At 63.4% G+C, this 17,587-nt stretch carries 10 protein-coding genes; 8 read left to right on the top strand and 2 right to left on the bottom strand.

Annotated elements, in window-relative coordinates:
* The first annotated feature begins 118 nt into the window (after positions 1-118).
* The 5 genes from HX898_RS17410 to cueR all read left to right on the top strand — a co-directional run bounded on the left by HX898_RS17410 (position 119) and on the right by cueR (position 13,465).
* Complete coding sequence (locus tag HX898_RS17410; protein WP_180195241.1) at positions 119-5,587, top strand: alpha-2-macroglobulin family protein; 5,469 nt, start codon at positions 119-121, stop codon at positions 5,585-5,587.
* A complete protein-coding gene (pbpC, locus tag HX898_RS17405) occupies positions 5,584-7,662 on the top strand; it encodes a penicillin-binding protein 1C (RefSeq protein ID WP_180195240.1) in 2,079 nt (692 codons plus the stop codon). The genes HX898_RS17410 and pbpC overlap by 4 nt, the downstream gene beginning before the upstream one ends.
* A gap of 160 nt (positions 7,663-7,822) precedes the next feature.
* On the top strand, positions 7,823-10,432 hold the full coding sequence (treY, locus tag HX898_RS17400) for a malto-oligosyltrehalose synthase (RefSeq protein WP_180195239.1): 2,610 nt from the start codon (positions 7,823-7,825) through the stop codon (positions 10,430-10,432).
* Positions 10,433-10,540: 108 nt separating this feature from the next.
* Entirely contained in the window at positions 10,541-13,066 is a 2,526-nt protein-coding gene (locus tag HX898_RS17395; protein WP_180195238.1) for a heavy metal translocating P-type ATPase, read from the top strand.
* Between the two features lie 9 nt (positions 13,067-13,075).
* The gene (gene cueR / locus HX898_RS17390; RefSeq protein ID WP_025397678.1) at positions 13,076-13,465 is read left to right on the top strand and encodes a Cu(I)-responsive transcriptional regulator; all 390 of its coding nucleotides are present in this window, start codon (positions 13,076-13,078) and stop codon (positions 13,463-13,465) included.
* A gap of 42 nt (positions 13,466-13,507) precedes the next feature.
* Here cueR and HX898_RS17385 read toward each other — a convergent pair whose 3' ends face one another.
* Positions 13,508-13,816, bottom strand: a complete 309-nt coding sequence (locus HX898_RS17385; protein WP_180195237.1) for a hypothetical protein — start codon at positions 13,814-13,816, stop codon at positions 13,508-13,510.
* A 188-nt stretch (positions 13,817-14,004) separates the two neighbouring features.
* Between HX898_RS17385 and HX898_RS17380 the strand changes: the two genes are divergently transcribed.
* Genes HX898_RS17380 through HX898_RS17370 form a run of 3 tightly spaced genes read left to right on the top strand, consistent with a single transcriptional unit; the run spans position 14,005 to position 16,029 of the window.
* Positions 14,005-14,544, top strand: a complete 540-nt coding sequence (locus HX898_RS17380) for a sigma-70 family RNA polymerase sigma factor (RefSeq protein WP_064655082.1) — start codon at positions 14,005-14,007, stop codon at positions 14,542-14,544.
* Complete coding sequence (locus tag HX898_RS17375) at positions 14,531-15,298, top strand: anti-sigma factor (protein ID WP_164052531.1); 768 nt, start codon at positions 14,531-14,533, stop codon at positions 15,296-15,298. The genes HX898_RS17380 and HX898_RS17375 overlap by 14 nt, the downstream gene beginning before the upstream one ends.
* Positions 15,299-15,318: 20 nt before the next feature.
* Positions 15,319-16,029 (top strand): Bax inhibitor-1/YccA family protein, encoded by a 711-nt coding sequence (locus HX898_RS17370; protein WP_171598162.1) that lies wholly within the window; start codon positions 15,319-15,321, stop codon positions 16,027-16,029.
* Between the two features lie 326 nt (positions 16,030-16,355).
* Here the strand turns inward: HX898_RS17370 and HX898_RS17365 are convergent, their stop codons facing one another.
* On the bottom strand, positions 16,356-17,489 hold the full coding sequence (locus HX898_RS17365; protein WP_138331543.1) for an RHE_PE00001 family protein: 1,134 nt from the start codon (positions 17,487-17,489) through the stop codon (positions 16,356-16,358).
* Between the last annotated feature and the right edge of the window lie 98 nt (positions 17,490-17,587).

Here is a 17,587-nt window from a genome sequence, read left to right as displayed (position 1 = left end):
GTGACAGCCGGACGAAAGCGCCTGTGCGAAGTTGAAACAGCGCGCGAGTCGAGTTGACAATCTCGCGTGGAGTGAGGAGAGTGCCGGCCGGTCAGAGCCAGCATTCCGGGGGGAACCTATGTCCGTGCGCTCGTTCTTTGCATTCGCGACAATCGCATTTTCCATGATCGCCGTCAGTTTTCCCGCAGCCGCTGCGGATAACAAGCGCGACATCCAGACGATCAAGGACGCCGATTTCTTCGGCTTCGATCTTCGCACGGAACAGAATGTTTCGCTCGATCAGTGCAAGACCTCCTGCATCGGCGACAAGAGCTGCAAGGCCTTCACCTACAATCCCAAGGTGAAATGGTGCTTCCTCAAATCCGATTTCAAGACGATGAACGCTTTCCCCGGCGCCATCGCCGGCAAGATCGTCGAAACGGCCGGCCAGCAGGAACGGGACATCGGCGCCGCGCCGCGCCAGACCTTCCTGAGCAACGATCTCATCCAGCAGGCCCACGACTTCAAGGACAATCTCACCCTAGCCGACGACCAGCAAGGCCAAGGCGTTGACAGCCTGACGGCCAACGCCCGCCTCGACCTCACCGCCAACAACCTGGCTGACGCGCTGAAGTCCTTCCATGGTGCGTTGTCGATCACACCTGACGACGCCGATCTCTGGCTCGAAACCGCTCGTGCCGCAGCGTCGCTCGGCAGCGCCGAGAGCAGCACGACGGGACAAGCGGTAGTCGACGCGCTAAACGGCTACGAGCTGACGCGCACCACCGCCAAGCGCGCCGATGCGCTCGCCATACTCGCCAATGCACTGGAACGAAACGCCAATTACCGCCCGGCGCTCGACGCCTACAAGGCGAGCCTGGCGCTTGTCGGTGCCAAGGATGTGCAGGCCGCCTACCTGCAGCTGAAATCGACGCAAGGCTTCCGCGTCACCGAACATACTGTCGATGCCGACAGCGCCACGCCACGCGCCTGCGTCACCTTCTCCGAGGCGCTGGTCAAAACCACGGACTACACACCTTTCGTGACGCTGAACGGCGAAGCGCCGAAGGCACTCGAAACCAAGAATAAGCAGATCTGCGTCGAAGGGTTGACGCACGGCCAGACCTATAAGATCGGCTTCCGCACCGGGCTGCCGTCATCAGTCGACGAGGTGCTCGAAGCACCTGTCAGCATCGACGTCTATATCAAGGACCGCAGCCAGATGGTGCGTTTCACCGGCGACAGCTTCGTGCTGCCGTCAACGGCGCGCCGCGGCATCCCGATCGTTTCGGTCAACATGACCTCGGCCAACCTCAAACTCTACCGCATCGGCGATCGCGCCATTGCACCGCTGCTGACCAATTCGCAGTTCCTGAGCCAGCTCGACGGCTACAGCGCCCAGAACATCCAGGATCAGAGCGGCGAACTTGTCTGGCAGGGCTCGATCGACATCGCCAACGAGCTCAACAAGGACATCGTCACCAGCTTCCCGGTCGACGAGGCGCTGCCCGAGCGCAAGCCCGGCATCTATGTGATGACCGCAACGGCGGCAAACGGCCCAGCGCAGGAGTGGAATTCGCAGGCGACGCAATGGTTCCTGGTCTCCGATATCGGCGTCACCACCTATGCCGGCACGGACGGGCTCAACGTCTTCACCCGCTCGCTCGCTTCGGCCAAGCCGATCGCAGGCGTCGAGCTGCAGCTGCTTGCCAAGAACAACGAAGTGCTCGGCACTGCGACGACCGACGAAAACGGCCGCGCCACCTTCACCGCCGGGCTGATCCGCGGCACGGCGGCGCTGACGCCCGCCGTCATTGCCGCCAGGAACGGCACCTCGGACTACGTCTTCCTCGACATGACGCGCGCCGGCTTCGACCTTTCCGACCGCGGCGTGACCGGTCGTGCAGCACCCGGCGCGATCGACGTGCTGACGTTTACCGAACGCGGCATCTACCGCGCCGGCGAGACGGTGCATGCGCAGGCGCTCGCCCGCGACACCGATGGCAACGCCATCGAGAACCTGCCTCTCACCTTCATCTTCAGCCGCCCTGACGGTGTCGAGGACCGGCGGATCGTCAGCCAGACCAGCAATCTCGGCGGCTATACCGTCGATTTCCCGACCCAGGAAAACGCTATGCGTGGCACCTGGACGATGAACATCTATACCGATCCCAAGGGCAGCGCGATCGCCACCAAGAGTTTCCTCGTCGACGATTTCGTCCCCGATCGCACCGACATGGAGATCAAGACCGAGGCCAAGGAAGTCGGTCCGGACACGCCGGCGACGATTACCGTTTCGGGCAAATATCTCTACGGCGCCCCGGCCGCCGGCCTGACGCTCGAAGGCGACGTCGTCGTCAAGCCGACGCGTGAGAGTGCGGCCTATAAGGGCTTCTTCTTCGGGCTTGCCGACGAAGAAGCGAGCGAGGATTCGCGCCAGCCGATCGACGGCCTGCCGGAACTCGACGAGAACGGCGAAGCCTCGACGGATCTCACCATCAGCGAACTGCCGGCAACGACGCAACTGCTGAACGCCACCGTCTATATGCGCATGCAGGAGGCGGGCGGCCGGGCCATCGAGCGCACTTTGACCATTCCGGTGAAAAATCAGGGCGCATCGATCGGCATCAAGCCGGAATTTTCCGACGAGTTGCCGGAGAACTCGATCGCCAACTTCACGGTGATCGGCGTCAAGGCCGATGGACAGAAGCAGGAGGCGAAGGGCCTGCGCTGGAAATTCTATAGCCTCAACCGGCAATACCAATGGTATCGCGAAGGAACGGCCTGGAAATACGAGCCGGTCTACACTGCCGAGCAGGTCTCCAACGGCAGCGTCGACGCGACGATGGACGGCGGCAAGATCTCCGTGCCGGTGACCTGGGGCCGCTATCGCCTCGAAGTGGAAAGCCCCGATGCCGACGGCCCGACCTCCAGCGTCGAATTCGACGCCGGCTGGTTCGTGAGTTCGACCTCGACCGAAACGCCCGACGGGCTGGAAATCGCCCTCGACAAGGACAGCTACAAGATCGGCGAAACGGCCAAGCTGAAAGTCACCTCGCGCTACGGCGGCGAGCTGATGGTGACATCAGGAACCGAAAAGCTGGTTGCCGTACAGAACGCCACGATCGGCGAGACCGGCGGTGAGGTCGACATCCCCGTTACATCGGACTGGGGTGCCGGTGCTTATGTGACCGCCACGCTCTTCCGCCCTGGCGACGCCCAGGACAGCCACATGCCGATGCGCTCGATCGGCATCAAATGGCTGAAAGTCGATCCCGAACAGCGCGCGCTGCAGGTGACGCTCGACACGCCCGAAAAGATGCTGCCGCGCGGACCACTGAACATTGGCCTGCAGGTGGCGGGCGCCGGCGCCAACGAGGATGCCTATGTGACGGTTGCTGCCGTCGATGTCGGCATTCTCAACCTGACGCGCTACGAACCGCCGAACCCGGAGGACTGGTATTTCGGCCAGCGCCAGCTCGGCCTCGAAATCCGCGACCTCTATGGCCGCCTGATCGACGGCTCGCTGGGTGCGACCGGCAAGCTCCGGACCGGCGGCGATGGCGGCGCCATCGCGCTGCAGGCAAGCCCGCCGACGCAGAAGCTCGTCGCCTTCTTCTCCGGGCCCGTGAAGCTCGACGCCGAAGGCAAGGCCAATGTCTCCTTCGACATTCCGCAGTTCAACGGCACGGCGCGCGTCATGGCGGTCGCCTGGTCGAAATCAGGCGTCGGCCACGGCGTCAAGGACGTCATCATCCGCGATCCTGTTGTGGTAACCGCGAGCCTGCCGAAGTTCCTCTCCCCCGGCGACCAGGCCAATCTGCGCCTCGACATCGCCAATACCGATGCGCCGGCCGGCGACTACAAGCTGCAGCTGACCGGCAATGACGCGGTCGGCATCGAAGAAGCGTCCGCCTCGCAGACAATCCGCCTCGAGCCCGGCGCGAAATCCGAGCTGACGCTTTCGCTCATCGGCAAACAGCCGGGCGCCGGCAGCGTCTCGATCAACCTCTCCGACGCCTCCGGCCTTTCGCTCGACCAGACGGTCGACGTGCCGGTGCGCCCGGCCTCCTTACCGATCACCGAACGCAGGGTGCTGGCGCTGAAGCCGGGGGCAAAACTCACCGTCGACAAGAACTTGCTTGCCGACAGCGTGCTGCCCGGCGCCTCGATCAGCGTCAACGTCACCCGTTCGGCCGCCTTCGATATCCCAGCCCTGCTGATGACGCTCGACCGCTATCCCTTGGGATGCGCCGAGCAGACCACCAGCCGGGCGCTGCCGCTGCTCTATCTCGCCGAAGTGGCGAAGCAGGCGGGCATGGAAAACGACGAGGACGTGCAGAAGCGCGTGCAGGATGCGATCTACCGCGTGCTTTCCTATCAGGCCTCGGCCGGCAGCTTCGGCCTCTGGGGACCGGATTCGGGCGATGTCTGGCTCGATTCCTACGTCACCGATTTCCTGACGCGGGCCCGCGAAATGAAATATGACGTACCGGAAAGGGCTTTCGTGCAGGCGCTCGAAAACCTGCAGAACACGCTGTCCTACACCACCGACATCAAGGGCCAGGGCGACCAGATCGCCTATGCCATCTACGTCCTTGCCCGCAACAAGAAGGCTGCGATCAGCGATCTGCGCTACTATGCCGATACGATGATCAACGACTTCCCGACGCCGCTCGCCAAGGCGCATATCGCCGCCGCGCTGGCGCTCTACGGCGATGCGCAGCGTTCGAAGACCATTTTCCTCGACGCGCTGCAAATGTCGGAGCAGTCGATGGTGTCACGCGTGAACCTGTCGCGCACCGATTACGGCACGATCCTGCGCGACGGCGCGGCGATCTTGGCGCTTGCTGCCGAAAGCCGGCCGGTGCCGCCCGTCATCCCGGAACTCGCAAAGGCGGTCGGCAAGGAATGGGAGCGCAGCAAATACAAGAGCACGCAGGAAGAAACCTGGATGCTGCTTGCCGCGCGCGCCATCCAGGGCGGTGACGATGGCCTGAAGGTCGATGTCAATGGTGCCGCACACACTGGTGCCTACATGGCACGCATGACCGGCGATGCGCTGGCCGACCATCCGCTGACACTGACCAACCAGACAAACGACACGGTTTCGGCTGTGGTCACCACCGTTGCCGCCCCGACAGTGCCGCTGCCGGCCGGCGGCGACGGCTTCATCATCGAGCGGACCTATTACACGCTCGACGGCGAGGAGGCGAATGTCAGCGAGGCGAAGCAGAACGAACGCTACGTCGTCGTCATCCATATACGCGAAACCAATGACTGGCCGTCGCGCATCGTCATCACCGACCTTCTGCCCGCCGGCTTCGAGATCGACAATCCGAATCTCGTCGACAGCGCCCAGATGACGAATTTCGACTGGATCGGCGAGATCTCCGCTGCCCATACCGAATTCCGCTACGACCGCTTCGTCGCCGCCTTCAACCGCGCGGCAGGCGACAACCGAGAATTCAACGTCGCCTATGTCGTGCGCGCCGTTACCCCCGGCACCTACGACCATCCGGCCGCAAATGTCGAGGATATGTACCGGCCGGAGCTTTCGGCCCGCACGGCAACAGGCAAGATGGAGGTCGTGACGGCGCAACAATGAGGCGGCGGCACAAGTTTGCGATCGGGTCGGCTGCCGGCATCATTCTTGCCGGCGCGGCTCTCTTTGCGCTCGATGCCGCCGACAGGGCCTTTCCGCCGCCACTCGCCAGGGCGAATGCCGTGTCGGCCGAAGTGCTGGATGCCGATGGGCAATTGCTGCGTGCCTTTGCGACATCGGAAGGCCGCTGGCGGCTGAAGACCACGGTTCCCGAGGTCGATCCGCAATTCCTGCGCATGCTGATCGCCTATGAGGATCAGCGTTTCTATGACCACGGTGGCATCGACCCCTGGGCGCTCGGGCGCGCTGCCGTGCAATTGGTCAGCAACGGCCGCATCGTCTCCGGCGCCTCGACGCTGTCGATGCAGGTAGCGCGGTTGATCGAGCCGCGCGAAGGGCGCTCGCTTTCGGCAAAGATCTTGCAATTGGTGCGCGCCGTGCAGATCGAACGGCGGCTGTCGAAGGAACAGATTCTCGACCTCTATCTCACACACGCGCCCTATGGCGGCAATCTGGAAGGCGTGCGCGCCGCAAGCTTTGCCTATTTCGGCAAGGAATCGCGCCGCCTGACGATCGCCGAGGCAGCGTTGCTCGTCGCCCTGCCGCAATTGCCGGAACGGCGCCGGCCGGACCGCAATCTCAAGGCAGCCGAGGCCGCGCGCAAGCGTGTGCTCGACCGCGTCGCGGTCGCTAGAGCCGTTGGCGACGGCGAAGCGGAGCGGGCCGAGGGTATCGCGGTCCCACCGCGGCGCATGCAGTTGCCCGCACTTGCCGCCCATGTCGCTGAAGCGGCGCTGCGCAAGGAGCCGACGGTTCTCAAGCATCAGACGACGCTGAAGAAACAGGTGCAGCAGGGGCTGGAATCGGTCGCGCGGGCAGCGGCCATGAAGCTCGGGCCGAAGCTTTCGCTCGCCATGATAATGGCGGATGCGCAAACCGGCGCGATCGTCGGCGAGGTCGGCTCAGCCGATTATTTCGACGCCAGCCGCTCCGGCTGGATCGACATGACGCGCGTCAATCGCTCGCCGGGCTCGACGCTGAAGCCCTTCATCTACGGGCTGGCCTTCGAGCAGGGCCTGGTGTCCCAGGAGACGATCATCGAAGACCGGCCCGCCGATTTCTTCGGCTACCGGCCGCGCAATTTCGACATGAGCTATCAGGGTGACGTCACCGTGCGCGAGGCGCTGCAGCTTTCGCTGAACGTGCCGGCCGTCAAGCTGCTCGATGCCGTCGGGCCGTCGCGGCTGATGGTACGCTTCCGCCGCGCCGAGGTACGCCCGGCCCTGCCGCCGAATGAGACACCGGGGCTGGCGATCGGTCTTGGTGGCGTCGGCATCACCCTGAAGGATCTGGTGCAACTCTATACGGCGCTCGCCAATCGCGGTCAGCCGGTTAGGCTCGGCGACGGCGTCACCGGCACACCGGCCAAGCTCGATGGCGAACCGCTGCTGGAACCGGTCGCGGTCTGGAACGTCGCCGATATTCTCTCCGGCGTCATTCCCCCCGCCGGCGCACCACAGCGCGGCATCGCCTACAAGACCGGCACGAGCTACGGCTACCGTGATGCCTGGTCGGTCGGCTATGATGGGCGTTATGTGCTCGGCGTCTGGGTCGGACGGCCTGACAATAGCGCCGTGCCGGGATTGACCGGCTATGGCACCGCCGCGCCCATCCTCTTTGAAGGTTTCGCCAAGTCGGGCATCGCGACGACGCCGCTGCCCCGCCCGCCTGCAGGCGCCGTGCGCATCGCCCAGTCCGAGCTGCCGATCAGCCAGCGGCGCTTCGCACTCAATGCCAGCGGCCTGCTCGCCTCCGGCCGCGAGGCCGCGCCGCAGATCATCTATCCGCCCGAGGGCGCGCATGTCGATCTCGGCGCTGGGCAAGGCAAGCTGTCACCGCTGATGCTGAAGCTCCAGGGCGGCCGCGCGCCCTTCCGCTGGCTTGCCAACGGCAAGCCGCTGCCCGATCTCTCCCGCCGGCGCATCCAGCAATGGCTGCCTGATGGCGGCGGCTACTCGAAACTGACCGTCATCGACTCGGCCGGACGCGCCGCAAGCGTCGGCGTTTTCATCGACTAGCGCATCGGCCCGAAAATCGGGATCAAATTTCGCAAAGTACGATGCGGGGATTGAAAGTGTTACATCGTTCTTTGCGCGTCTGAAGACACGCCGCGCGGTAAGGGAACAAAGCCGCGCTGCAACCGTTGGGGACAATCTCCTTCCAACGTCAGACGGCCCCATGACACTTCCGACAGCGACCTACCGGATACAATTCCGCAACGGCATGACCTTCAATCGCGCCTGCGAACTCGTCCCCTACCTCAAGACGCTCGGCATCAGCCACCTCTACGCCTCTCCGATCTTCACCGCCGTCAGCGGCTCGACCCACGGCTATGACGTCACCGACGCCAATGAAATCGATCCAGCGCTCGGCGGCCGGGCCGGATTCGAGCGGCTGACGGAAAGCCTTGCCTCGGCAGGCATGGGGCTGATCCTCGACATCGTGCCGAACCACATGGCGGCCTCGCCGGAAAACGGCTGGTGGCGCGACGTGCTGACATTTGGCCGGCAGAGCGCCTATTTCAGCCACTTCGACATCGACTGGAGCGAGCCGCTGACACTGCCGCAGCTTGGCCAGGATTTCAAGGGAGCACTGGCTGGCGGCGAACTGCGCATTACGCTCGACGAAACGCATGGTAACTTCGCCTTCGGTTATTTCGAGACGCTGTTGCCGCTGAATCCCGGGAGTTACGGAGCGATCGCTAATCGGCTCGATGATCCGGTTGCCACCAGAATGGCGGAGGCTGCAGCCGTCACCTCCGGCGAGAACTTCAACCGCGCGATGCGCGATATCCTCTTTGAAGGCGGCGATCGGGCCGTGCTCCGGCAAAGACTCGAAGACGTCTCGGCCGATCGCGATTTCGTCAGAAGCCTGCATGAGGCGCAACATTGGCGGCTGACCCACTGGAAGGCGGCGGCACGACATCTGAGCTATCGCCGCTTTTTCGAGGTGACCGGACTGGTCGGCATCCGCGTCGAAGATCCAGCCGTGTTCGAGGACATGCACCGGCTGGTGATCGAGCTGGTGCGCCATGGCAAGGTGCAGGGCCTGCGCATCGACCATGTCGACGGGCTCGCCGAACCCACGGCCTATCTCGACAGGCTGCGGGAGGCGGTGGGACCGGACACCTATATCGTCGTCGAAAAGATCCTCGGGGCCAGCGAGGTCCTGCCGGAGAGCTGGCCGATTGCCGGCACCACGGGATACGAATTCATCGCTGCACTGAGCGAGCTGTTCATCGACGCCGGCGGCTTGCGCATATTGGACGATGCCTATCGCAGCCTCGCCGGCGAGACGGGTGATCTCGAGGAGGGCCGGCGGATTGCCAAGCGACTGATGGTCGAACGCAATTTCGCCGGCGAGACCGACAGGCTGGTGTCGATCGCGACAGGCATCTTTCCCGAGGTGAAAAGAGACGAGATCGCCACTGTGCTCGGCGAGTTGCTGATCGCCTTTCCCGTCTACCGCACCTATGGCGACGGCGGCCCGCTTTCCTGGCAGGATTCAGCGGTGCTTGCGGCGACCGCCTCGCAAGCCATGGCGCAGCTCGACGATCGGCGTGCATGCGACCATGTGCTGACGCTTCTCGAAGGCAAGGTCGAAGGTGACCCGGCCCACGAGTTCCGTATCCGCTTCCAGCAATTGAGCGGGCCGGTGATGGCGAAGGCGACGGAGGATACGTTGTTTTACCGCTATAACAGGCTGCTTGCCGCAAACGAAGTCGGCGGCGAACCGGGCAAGGCGCCTGGCGGCCCGGAAGAATTCCACCGCCGCATGGCCGAGCGGGCGCGGCTGCAGCCGCATGGGCTTTCGGCAAGCGCCACCCACGACACCAAACGCGGCGAGGATGCGCGCGCAAGGCTTTATGCCCTGAGCGAGGGCGCGGATGTTTTTGCCCAGGCGATCGAGCGGTGGCGCGAGATGAACCGGCCGTGGCTGAAGGATCTGCCGGATGGTGCAGCGCCGGAACCCAATGTCGAATGGATGCTCTATCAGGCGCTGGCCGGCATCTGGCCGGAGGACTTCGACCGAGGACAGACCGAAGAACTCCGCGAACGCTTCACCGATTACGCGATCAAGGCCGTGCGCGAGGCAAAACTGCGCAGCGACTGGACGGAACAGGATGCCGACTACGAGGAAGCGGTCACCACCTATGCCGCGGCACTGGTTTCGCCTGACAATGACGTCTTCCTCGAGGATTTCGAAAGGGTGCTGCAGCCTTTCATCGCGGCGGGTTACCTCAACAGCCTGTCGCAGACGCTGCTCAAGCTGACGGCCCCCGGCATTCCCGATATCTACCAGGGTGCGGAGGGTTTCGATTTCAGCCTCGTCGATCCCGACAACCGCCGGCCGGTCGATCATCAGCGGCTGACGGCCTGGCTTGATGAAGCCGGGCCGATCGCCAAGCTGCAGGCGGCAGCGTTGAAGCAGCGCCTCGTCGGGATCGGCCTGCAGCTGCGCCAGCGGCACGGAGACCTCTTTGCTGGAGGCGACTATCTGCCGCTGAAGGTAACGGGCAACCGGCGCGACCATGTGCTTGCTTTTGCCCGGGTGCATAAGGGTGATTTCGCCATCATCGCGGCGCCGCGGCTGATGTTCGGCTGGCTCGATCCGGGCGTGCTCTTCGCCGGTCCGGAATTCTGGGAGGATACAGCGATTGCCGTCCCCTCCCCGCTTCACGGGCTGAAGGCCGATCTGGTGACCGGAAAGACGATCGAGCCCGGGGGCAGCATTTCAGTCGCCACCCTGCTCGGGAGCCAGCCGGTCGGGCTGATCACCCCGATCTGAGGATCAGCCGCCGCAAAAATCGAGTCCATGAAAATAGTGCTTGACCTTCCAGTCGCTGGAAGGTTGATAAGCTTATCCAAGTGCCCCTCCGGGCACAGGAGAATAGTCATGGATATCAAGCACGAACACGATCACCATCACAGTCACGCCGATGGCGATAATCATTGCCATTGCGGCCATGAACAGGAGAAGGCTGTAAGCGCCATGATCCGTGATCCTGTCTGCGGCATGACCGTCGATCCGCAGGCCGGCAAACCCTCGCTCGACCATGACGGGCGCATCTATCATTTCTGCTCTGAGGGCTGCCGGACGAAATTTGCGGCGGCACCTGAGGATTACCTCACTGCGACGGACCCCGTCTGCGGCATGATCGTCGATCGGTCGACCGCGAAATATTTCCTGAAGCACGAAGGCGAAAAATTCTATTTCTGCTCGGCCGCCTGCCAAGCAAAGTTCGAAGCCGAGCCCGCAGCCTATCGCAACGGCAGCCGCCCAGCGGCAAAGCCGGCACCCCAGGGTACGCTTTATACCTGCCCGATGCACCCTGAGGTCGTCAGCGATCGTCCGGGCGACTGCCCGAAATGCGGCATGGCGCTGGAGCCGATGGGCATTCCGCCTGCTGATGAAGGCCCGAACCTGGAACTCGTCGATTTCGTCAGGCGGCTCTGGGTCAGCGCCATTCTCGCCGTGCCGCTGTTGGCGCTGAGCATGGGACCGATGTTCGGCCTGCCGCTGCGGGACGCGATCGGCGAGCCGCAGGCGACATTCATCGAACTGCTGCTGGCAACACCGGTGGTGCTCTGGGCGGCCCTGCCCTTCTTCCGCCGCGCATGGGCGTCTGTCGTCAACCGCAGCCCGAATATGTGGACGCTGATCGGTCTCGGCGTCGGCACCGCCTATGTCTACAGCGTCGTCGCCACGCTTGCGCCCGGCATCTTCCCGATGAGCTTCCATGGCCATGGTGCGGCCGTGCCCGTCTATTTCGAGGCGGCCGCCGTCATCGTCGCGCTCGTCTTCGTCGGCCAGGTGCTGGAATTGAAAGCCCGCGAACGCACCGGCTCGGCAATCCGCGCATTGCTCGACCTTGCGCCGAAGACGGCGCGGCGCATCGATGCCGAGGGTAGCGAGAGCGACGTGCCGGTGGACGATATCCAGACTGGTGACCGGCTGCGCGTGCGCCCCGGCGAGCGGGTGCCGGTGGACGGCTCCATCCTCGAAGGCCAGTCGACCGTCGACGAATCGATGATCACTGGTGAGCCCCTGCCCCTGGAGAAGTCGAAGGGCGACCCGCTGACCGGCGGCACGATCAACAAGAACGGCACCTTCGTCATGGCCGCCGAGAAAGTCGGCGCCGACATGGTGCTGTCGCGCATCGTCGACATGGTCGCCAAGGCGCAACGCTCGCGGGCGCCGATCCAGAGTGCGGTCGACCGGGTGTCGGCCGTCTTCGTGCCGGCGGTGATCGCCGCCGCCGTCCTTGCCTTCCTCGTCTGGGCCGCGATCGGGCCGGAGCCGCGCATGGCGAATGGCCTGCTTGCCGCCGTCGCCGTTCTCATCATCGCCTGCCCCTGTGCGCTCGGCCTTGCAACGCCGATGTCGATCATGATCGCGACCGGGCGCGGCGCGCAGGAAGGCGTGCTGATCAAGGACGCCGAAGCGCTGGAGCGTTTTTCCAAGGTCGACACGCTGATGGTCGACAAGACCGGCACGCTGACTGAAGGCAAGCCGAAGCTTACCGATATCGTCGCCTTCGGCGGAGTCGAGGAAAACAGACTGCTGTTGCTGGCGGCAAGCCTGGAGCGCGGCTCGGAACATCCGCTGGCCGAAGCGATCGTGTCCGGCGCAAAGGAGCGCGGCGTCCCTTTCCTGGAAGTCACCGGTTTCGAGGCAAAGACCGGCAAGGGCGTTCAGGGCCGTGCCGGCGGCACGACGGTAGCGCTCGGCAATGCGGCAATGCTCGCCGATCTTGGCATCGATCCGGCAGCACTTGCCGAGAAGACCGAAGCCCTGCGCGGCGACGGCAAGACGGTGATGTTCGTGGTGTTCGACGGCGCGCTTGCCGGTCTCGTCGCCGTTGCCGACCGCATCAAGCCGACGACAGCAGCCGCCATCAAGGCACTGCATGAGAGCGGATTGAAGATCATCATGGCGACCGGTGACAACGAGCGCACGGCGCGTGCGGTGGCGAAAAGTCTCGGCATCGACGAGGTGCGCGCCGATCTGCTCCCGGAAGGCAAGAAGGAGCTGATCGACGAGTTGCGCGCCAAGGGCGCCATCATCGCCATGGCCGGTGACGGCGTCAACGACGCGCCGGCGCTTGCCGCCGCCGATGTCGGCATTGCCATGGGTACCGGCGCCGACGTCGCGATGGAAAGCGCCGGCATCACATTGGTAAAGGGCGATCTGAACGGCATCGTCAGGGCGCGGCGACTGGCGGAGGCGACGATGAAAAACATCCGCCAGAATCTCGGCTTCGCCTTCGGCTATAATGCGCTCGGCGTGCCGATCGCGGCCGGCCTGCTCTATCCGATCTTCGGCCTGCTGCTTTCGCCGATGATCGCCGCGGCAGCGATGAGCCTCTCGTCCGTTTCGGTCATTGCCAATGCGCTCAGACTGCGCTTTGCAAAATTATAGGAGATGGCGATGAATATCGGCGAAGCATCGGAACGCTCCGGCCTGCCTTCCAAGACCATCCGCTACTACGAGGATATCGGCCTCATCCGTCCCGAAAGGGGCGGAAACGGCTATCGCGACTATGCCGCAACCGACATCCACAAGCTGCGCTTCCTGCAACGCTCGCGCGGCCTCGGCTTTTCCGTCGAGGAATGCCGGCAATTGCTGGCGCTCTACGAGGACAAGGATCGGGCGAGCGCCGACGTCAAGGATATTGCTGAGACCAAGCTCGCCGAGATCGACCGCAAGATCCGCGAACTGACGGAACTGCGCCGCACCCTCGAGCATCTCGTACATGCCTGTCACGGCAACGACAGGCCGGACTGTCCGATCCTCGAAGAGCTTTCGGACGGCGGCTGATCATTTCAGGAAGCGAGCGCCTCGCTTCAGGCGAGACCTGCCTCAGGAAGGCTGCGGCATGTTCTGGTTGGCCGCCTGCGAGGATTGAGGCCGCTCGTCGGGTCCTTCGTATTCGCCGTCATCCAGTACGCCGTCATCCAGCCGATGCTTGATCGCCAGCGCATAGATCACGTCGAGAATATTGCGATCCCTGAGATGAGGATCCAACAGGGCGAGAAGCGAAGCCCGGACGATCCTCTTGCTGGTGGCCTTCGGACAACGCGCCTTGACGAAAGCGTAGAGCGCCTCATCCGTCAGCCCTTCCATGGCGCCGTCCACGAGAGCTTCGTAGACCCGCTTCTTTTCCTTCATTCTTGATTTTCCCCTGCAAATCAGCGGCGTCATGATCTGTCATGTAATTGTCATAAACAATCGCGGACTTGAGGCACCTGTCCGCTTGAGAAGACTATTTTGATGATGATCCGGCGACGGTCTTTGGTCCGCATGATTTTTTTACGTCCGCCGGGAATAAAACCCGCCGCAATTCCGTATACTCAATCATGGAACGCAGAGAACGCCCCTTCGACGTCATCGGACAGCTTGCAGCGCTGAGGCGCTACGCTCGCTCGCTGGTGCGCAATTCGGACGAGGCGGAGGATCTGGTGCATGATGCGCTGGTGCGCGCCTTCGAGAAGCGAAAGAGCTTCCGCAGTGGCGGCAACCTGCGCACCTGGCTGCTCTCCATCCTGCACAATGCCCATATCGATCGTCTTCGCCGGAACCGGTCGCTGACGCGCCGTCACGACGAGGCGGCTGTCGAAGCCGAGCAGTCGCTGCCGGCCGGCCAGGAACATGCCGTGCGCCTGCAGCAGGTGCGCGACGCCTTCTTCGACCTCCCGGAGGAACAGCGCGAGGCGCTGCATCTCGTTGCGATCGAAGACCTTTCCTACCAGGAGGCCGCCCAGGCGCTCGGCATTCCTGTGGGGACGCTGATGTCGCGCATCTCCCGCGCCCGCGCTCAACTGCGCGAATTCGAGGAGAAGACGCCGCGGGTTTCGCATCTGAGAATCATCGGAGGGAACGGCAATGAAAGCAATTGATCCGATCCTCGATGCCGATCTCGACGCCTATGTGGATGGCGAGCTCGATGTCGCCCGCCGCATCCAGGTGGAATCCTATCTTTCCGAGCATCCGGCGATCGCCGCCAAGGTCATGGCCGACCTCAGCGTCAAGGGCGAACTGCGTCTGGCGCTGGCCGGCGAAAGTGCCTTTGGCCGCCCCGAGACCCGCGATGCCGCCCGGCGGCTGGAACGCGGCCTTTCTTATGGTCGCATCTTCCATTCGATGCAGCGCGTCGCCGCTGTCGGTATTCTGATCGCCGCCGGCTGGGTGGCGCACAATTCCTTCGGCGCCTTCTCGGCGACCGAGGTGGTGGCATCCGTTCCGGCACCCGCCTATGTCGAGGATGCCGTCCGCGCCTATCAGACCGCGGCCCTGCGCCAATCGATGCCTCCGCAGACGCCGGCCACCTATAGCGCCGACGACATTCGCGCCGCCACCGCGATCGTGATGCCCGAGCTGCCTAAGGGTTGGAAGGTCGCCGACGTGCAGATCTTCCCGTCCGAATTCGGCCCCAGCGTCGAGATGGCGATCGAACAATCAGACGGAAAGCAACTGTCGCTTTTCGCCGTCCGTCCGGGCGCCTTCGAGGTCAAGCCGGTCAGTCATCTCACGCTGGAAAAAGCAGAAGCCGCCTATTGGCAGATCGGCGAGGTCGCCTATGCGCTGATCGCCGACGATAGCGGTCTCAATCTCGACCAGGCGGCCGAACGGCTCGCCCGCTCGCTCTATTAATTCAAACCGAGGAGATCAGCATGAACCCGATCAATTCCCGCTACGGCGCCGTCGCCGGCTCCCAGGCCCTGTTCGACGAAGGCCTGCGCCAGCATATGCTGCGCGTCTACAACTATATGGCTCTCGGCCTCGTCATCACAGGCCTCGTCGCCTTTGTCGTCGGTTCGACGCCGGCACTCTACGTGCCGATCTTCGGCTCGCCGCTGAAGTGGGTGGTGATGCTCGCCCCGCTCGCCTTCGTCTTCTTCTTCTCGTTCAAGATCCAGACGATGTCGGCCAGCACTGCCCAGATCACCTTCTGGGCCTTCTGCGCCGTGATGGGCCTGTCGCTCGCTTCCGTCTTCCTGGTCTTCACCGGGGCGAGCATCGCGCGGACCTTCTTCATCACCGCGACGATGTTCGGCGCCACCAGCCTCTACGGCTATGCGACGAAGCGTGACCTCTCGCGCATGGGCTCGTTCCTGATGATGGGCCTCTTCGGCGTCATCATCGCCTCTGTCGTCAACATCTTCCTGGGTTCGAGCGCCCTGCAGTTCGCGATCTCCGTGATCGGTATCGTCGTCTTCGTCGGCCTCACCGCCTACGACACGCAGAACATCAAGGAACAGTATTCGGAAAACTTTGATCAGGAATCGAACCAGAAGCTCGCAGTCTTCGGTGCGCTCTCGCTCTACCTGAACTTCGTCAACATCTTCCAGCTTCTGCTCAACTTCACCGGCGAGCGGGAATAGGACTGCGCTTCTGGGGGCAAAGGAAGCGCAAGAGCGCCTGGTCTGCAGTCTGTGACAGGATGGCGGACTGGGTGCTCACCTAAACGAGACGGCCGGGCCAACGCCCGGCCGTTTCCGTTTTTAAAGCGCATCGCGTCAAATCGGAATCATGCGACTCGCTTTGAGTCTTTGATTGATGCATGTCGTCGTCCCAAAACCGCTGCCCACTTTTGGGCGACATACATTAGAGCGCCGCGCGTCTTTGCAGACGCGCTAAGGACGCTCTATCACTTTGAATCTCCGCATAATCCTTTCCGAAAATCGGTTCCGATTTTCGGGGTTATGCGCTAGATGATACCCCAGGCGCGATAGCGGCCGCGCCCGGTGATTTCACGAATGCCGATGTCGTTGACGAGGTTGAGCGCGCCGCGCGGCGTGATGCGCAGTTGACGGGCGATCATCGCCGCCGAGACCATTGGCCGCGACAGGATGAAATCGGCAAGTTCCGGCAGGCTGCTGTTCGAACGGCGGCCGCGGAACCGCAGCTCCATCTGCGTGCGCGCCAAGGTCAAGCGGTCGATTTCCTTGAGGCCGGCCACAGCACCCAGATGCATCGCCTCCAGAAAGGCTTGTAGCCGCGTGACGCGATCGCGTGCCCGACGACGCTCATGGCGCACCAGCTTCAGCCCGCCGTAGAAAGAAAAGAGATGCGAGGCGACCTTGCCGCGGGCGCGTAGATGGCTTGCGACCAGAAGACCGCCGAGCCAGTGCTGACGCCGCAACGGCTCGATCCTTTCCCAAGCTTCGAAGAGGATGATAGCACCGAGAACCGGCGGCAAGCTATCGCCCAATGGCTGCACGCTTCGCCACTCCGCAAGCCGCTGTTCCTCGTCCCACTCGTCGTCACCGAGCAAGCCGAGGGGATCCTCGTTGCGCCTTGCCGGGGTAACGGCGACCGTCTCGCTTTCCGGCGTTTTCCCGGTATGGATGTCGAGCAGCTTTTGCGAGCGGGCAAGAAGCGCATCGATCTCCGCCATCTCGGCAGCGAGCGGCCCCTCCTCATCCTCGCCCTCTTCGTCGGTCTCGAGTGGAGCGGCGACGCTCTTTGCCTCCGGCGCTTTCCCCTCCCCTTCCCCGCCGGTCGCGGTCAGCGTCGCAAGACCCGCGACGCCGAGTGCCCAGGCGGGTTCGCCGGTCCAGATGCGCCGACGTGCCCGCAGCACGGAATGGGCGATCGTCAGTTCGTGGGTGGGAGCGCGGCTATCCATATGCGCATCATGCAAAACGAGATCCTCGACATGCACGAGTTCGCCGGCCACCCAGAGCGCGCCGGCGGCATCGAAGAAATGGCTGCGTTCGGCAAATCCCTCGCCGACCGGCGAGCGCGACACCCGCTCGTCCAGCCGCGCCACCGCATCCTCCGCCGCGGTAAGGGCTGGAAGCAGGGTTTGAAGCATCGTACCGTCGATATCGTAGCGCATTGTTAAGCTTTACGGTTTTTCACAAATGGAAGCAAAATACGTGTTTCCTTCCGCCATGTATGACATGGTTAACAGCGTATTTCAACAAACCTTGGGAA

Source organism: Rhizobium sp. WYCCWR 11128 (genome assembly GCF_013416305.1).
Taxonomy (GTDB): Bacteria; Pseudomonadota; Alphaproteobacteria; order Rhizobiales; family Rhizobiaceae; genus Rhizobium; species Rhizobium indicum.
Note: the sequence above shows the minus strand (reverse complement) of the source record. Positions and strands in the feature narration are given on the sequence as shown.

What these genes read in the sequence shown, in the direction of transcription:
- HX898_RS17370 (WP_171598162.1), top strand. Translation starts at nt 15,319, where the DNA reads ATGAACCCGATCAATTCCCGCTACGGCGCCGTCGCCGGCTCCCAGGCC.
- pbpC (WP_180195240.1), top strand. Translation starts at nt 5,584, where the DNA reads ATGAGGCGGCGGCACAAGTTTGCGATCGGGTCGGCTGCCGGCATCATT.
- HX898_RS17385 (WP_180195237.1), bottom strand. Translation starts at nt 13,816, where the DNA reads ATGAAGGAAAAGAAGCGGGTCTACGAAGCTCTCGTGGACGGCGCCATG.
- cueR (WP_025397678.1), top strand. Translation starts at nt 13,076, where the DNA reads ATGAATATCGGCGAAGCATCGGAACGCTCCGGCCTGCCTTCCAAGACC.
- HX898_RS17380 (WP_064655082.1), top strand. Translation starts at nt 14,005, where the DNA reads ATGGAACGCAGAGAACGCCCCTTCGACGTCATCGGACAGCTTGCAGCG.
- HX898_RS17410 (WP_180195241.1), top strand. Translation starts at nt 119, where the DNA reads ATGTCCGTGCGCTCGTTCTTTGCATTCGCGACAATCGCATTTTCCATG.
- treY (WP_180195239.1), top strand. Translation starts at nt 7,823, where the DNA reads ATGACACTTCCGACAGCGACCTACCGGATACAATTCCGCAACGGCATG.
- HX898_RS17375 (WP_164052531.1), top strand. Translation starts at nt 14,531, where the DNA reads ATGAAAGCAATTGATCCGATCCTCGATGCCGATCTCGACGCCTATGTG.
- HX898_RS17365 (WP_138331543.1), bottom strand. Translation starts at nt 17,489, where the DNA reads ATGCGCTACGATATCGACGGTACGATGCTTCAAACCCTGCTTCCAGCC.
- HX898_RS17395 (WP_180195238.1), top strand. Translation starts at nt 10,541, where the DNA reads ATGGATATCAAGCACGAACACGATCACCATCACAGTCACGCCGATGGC.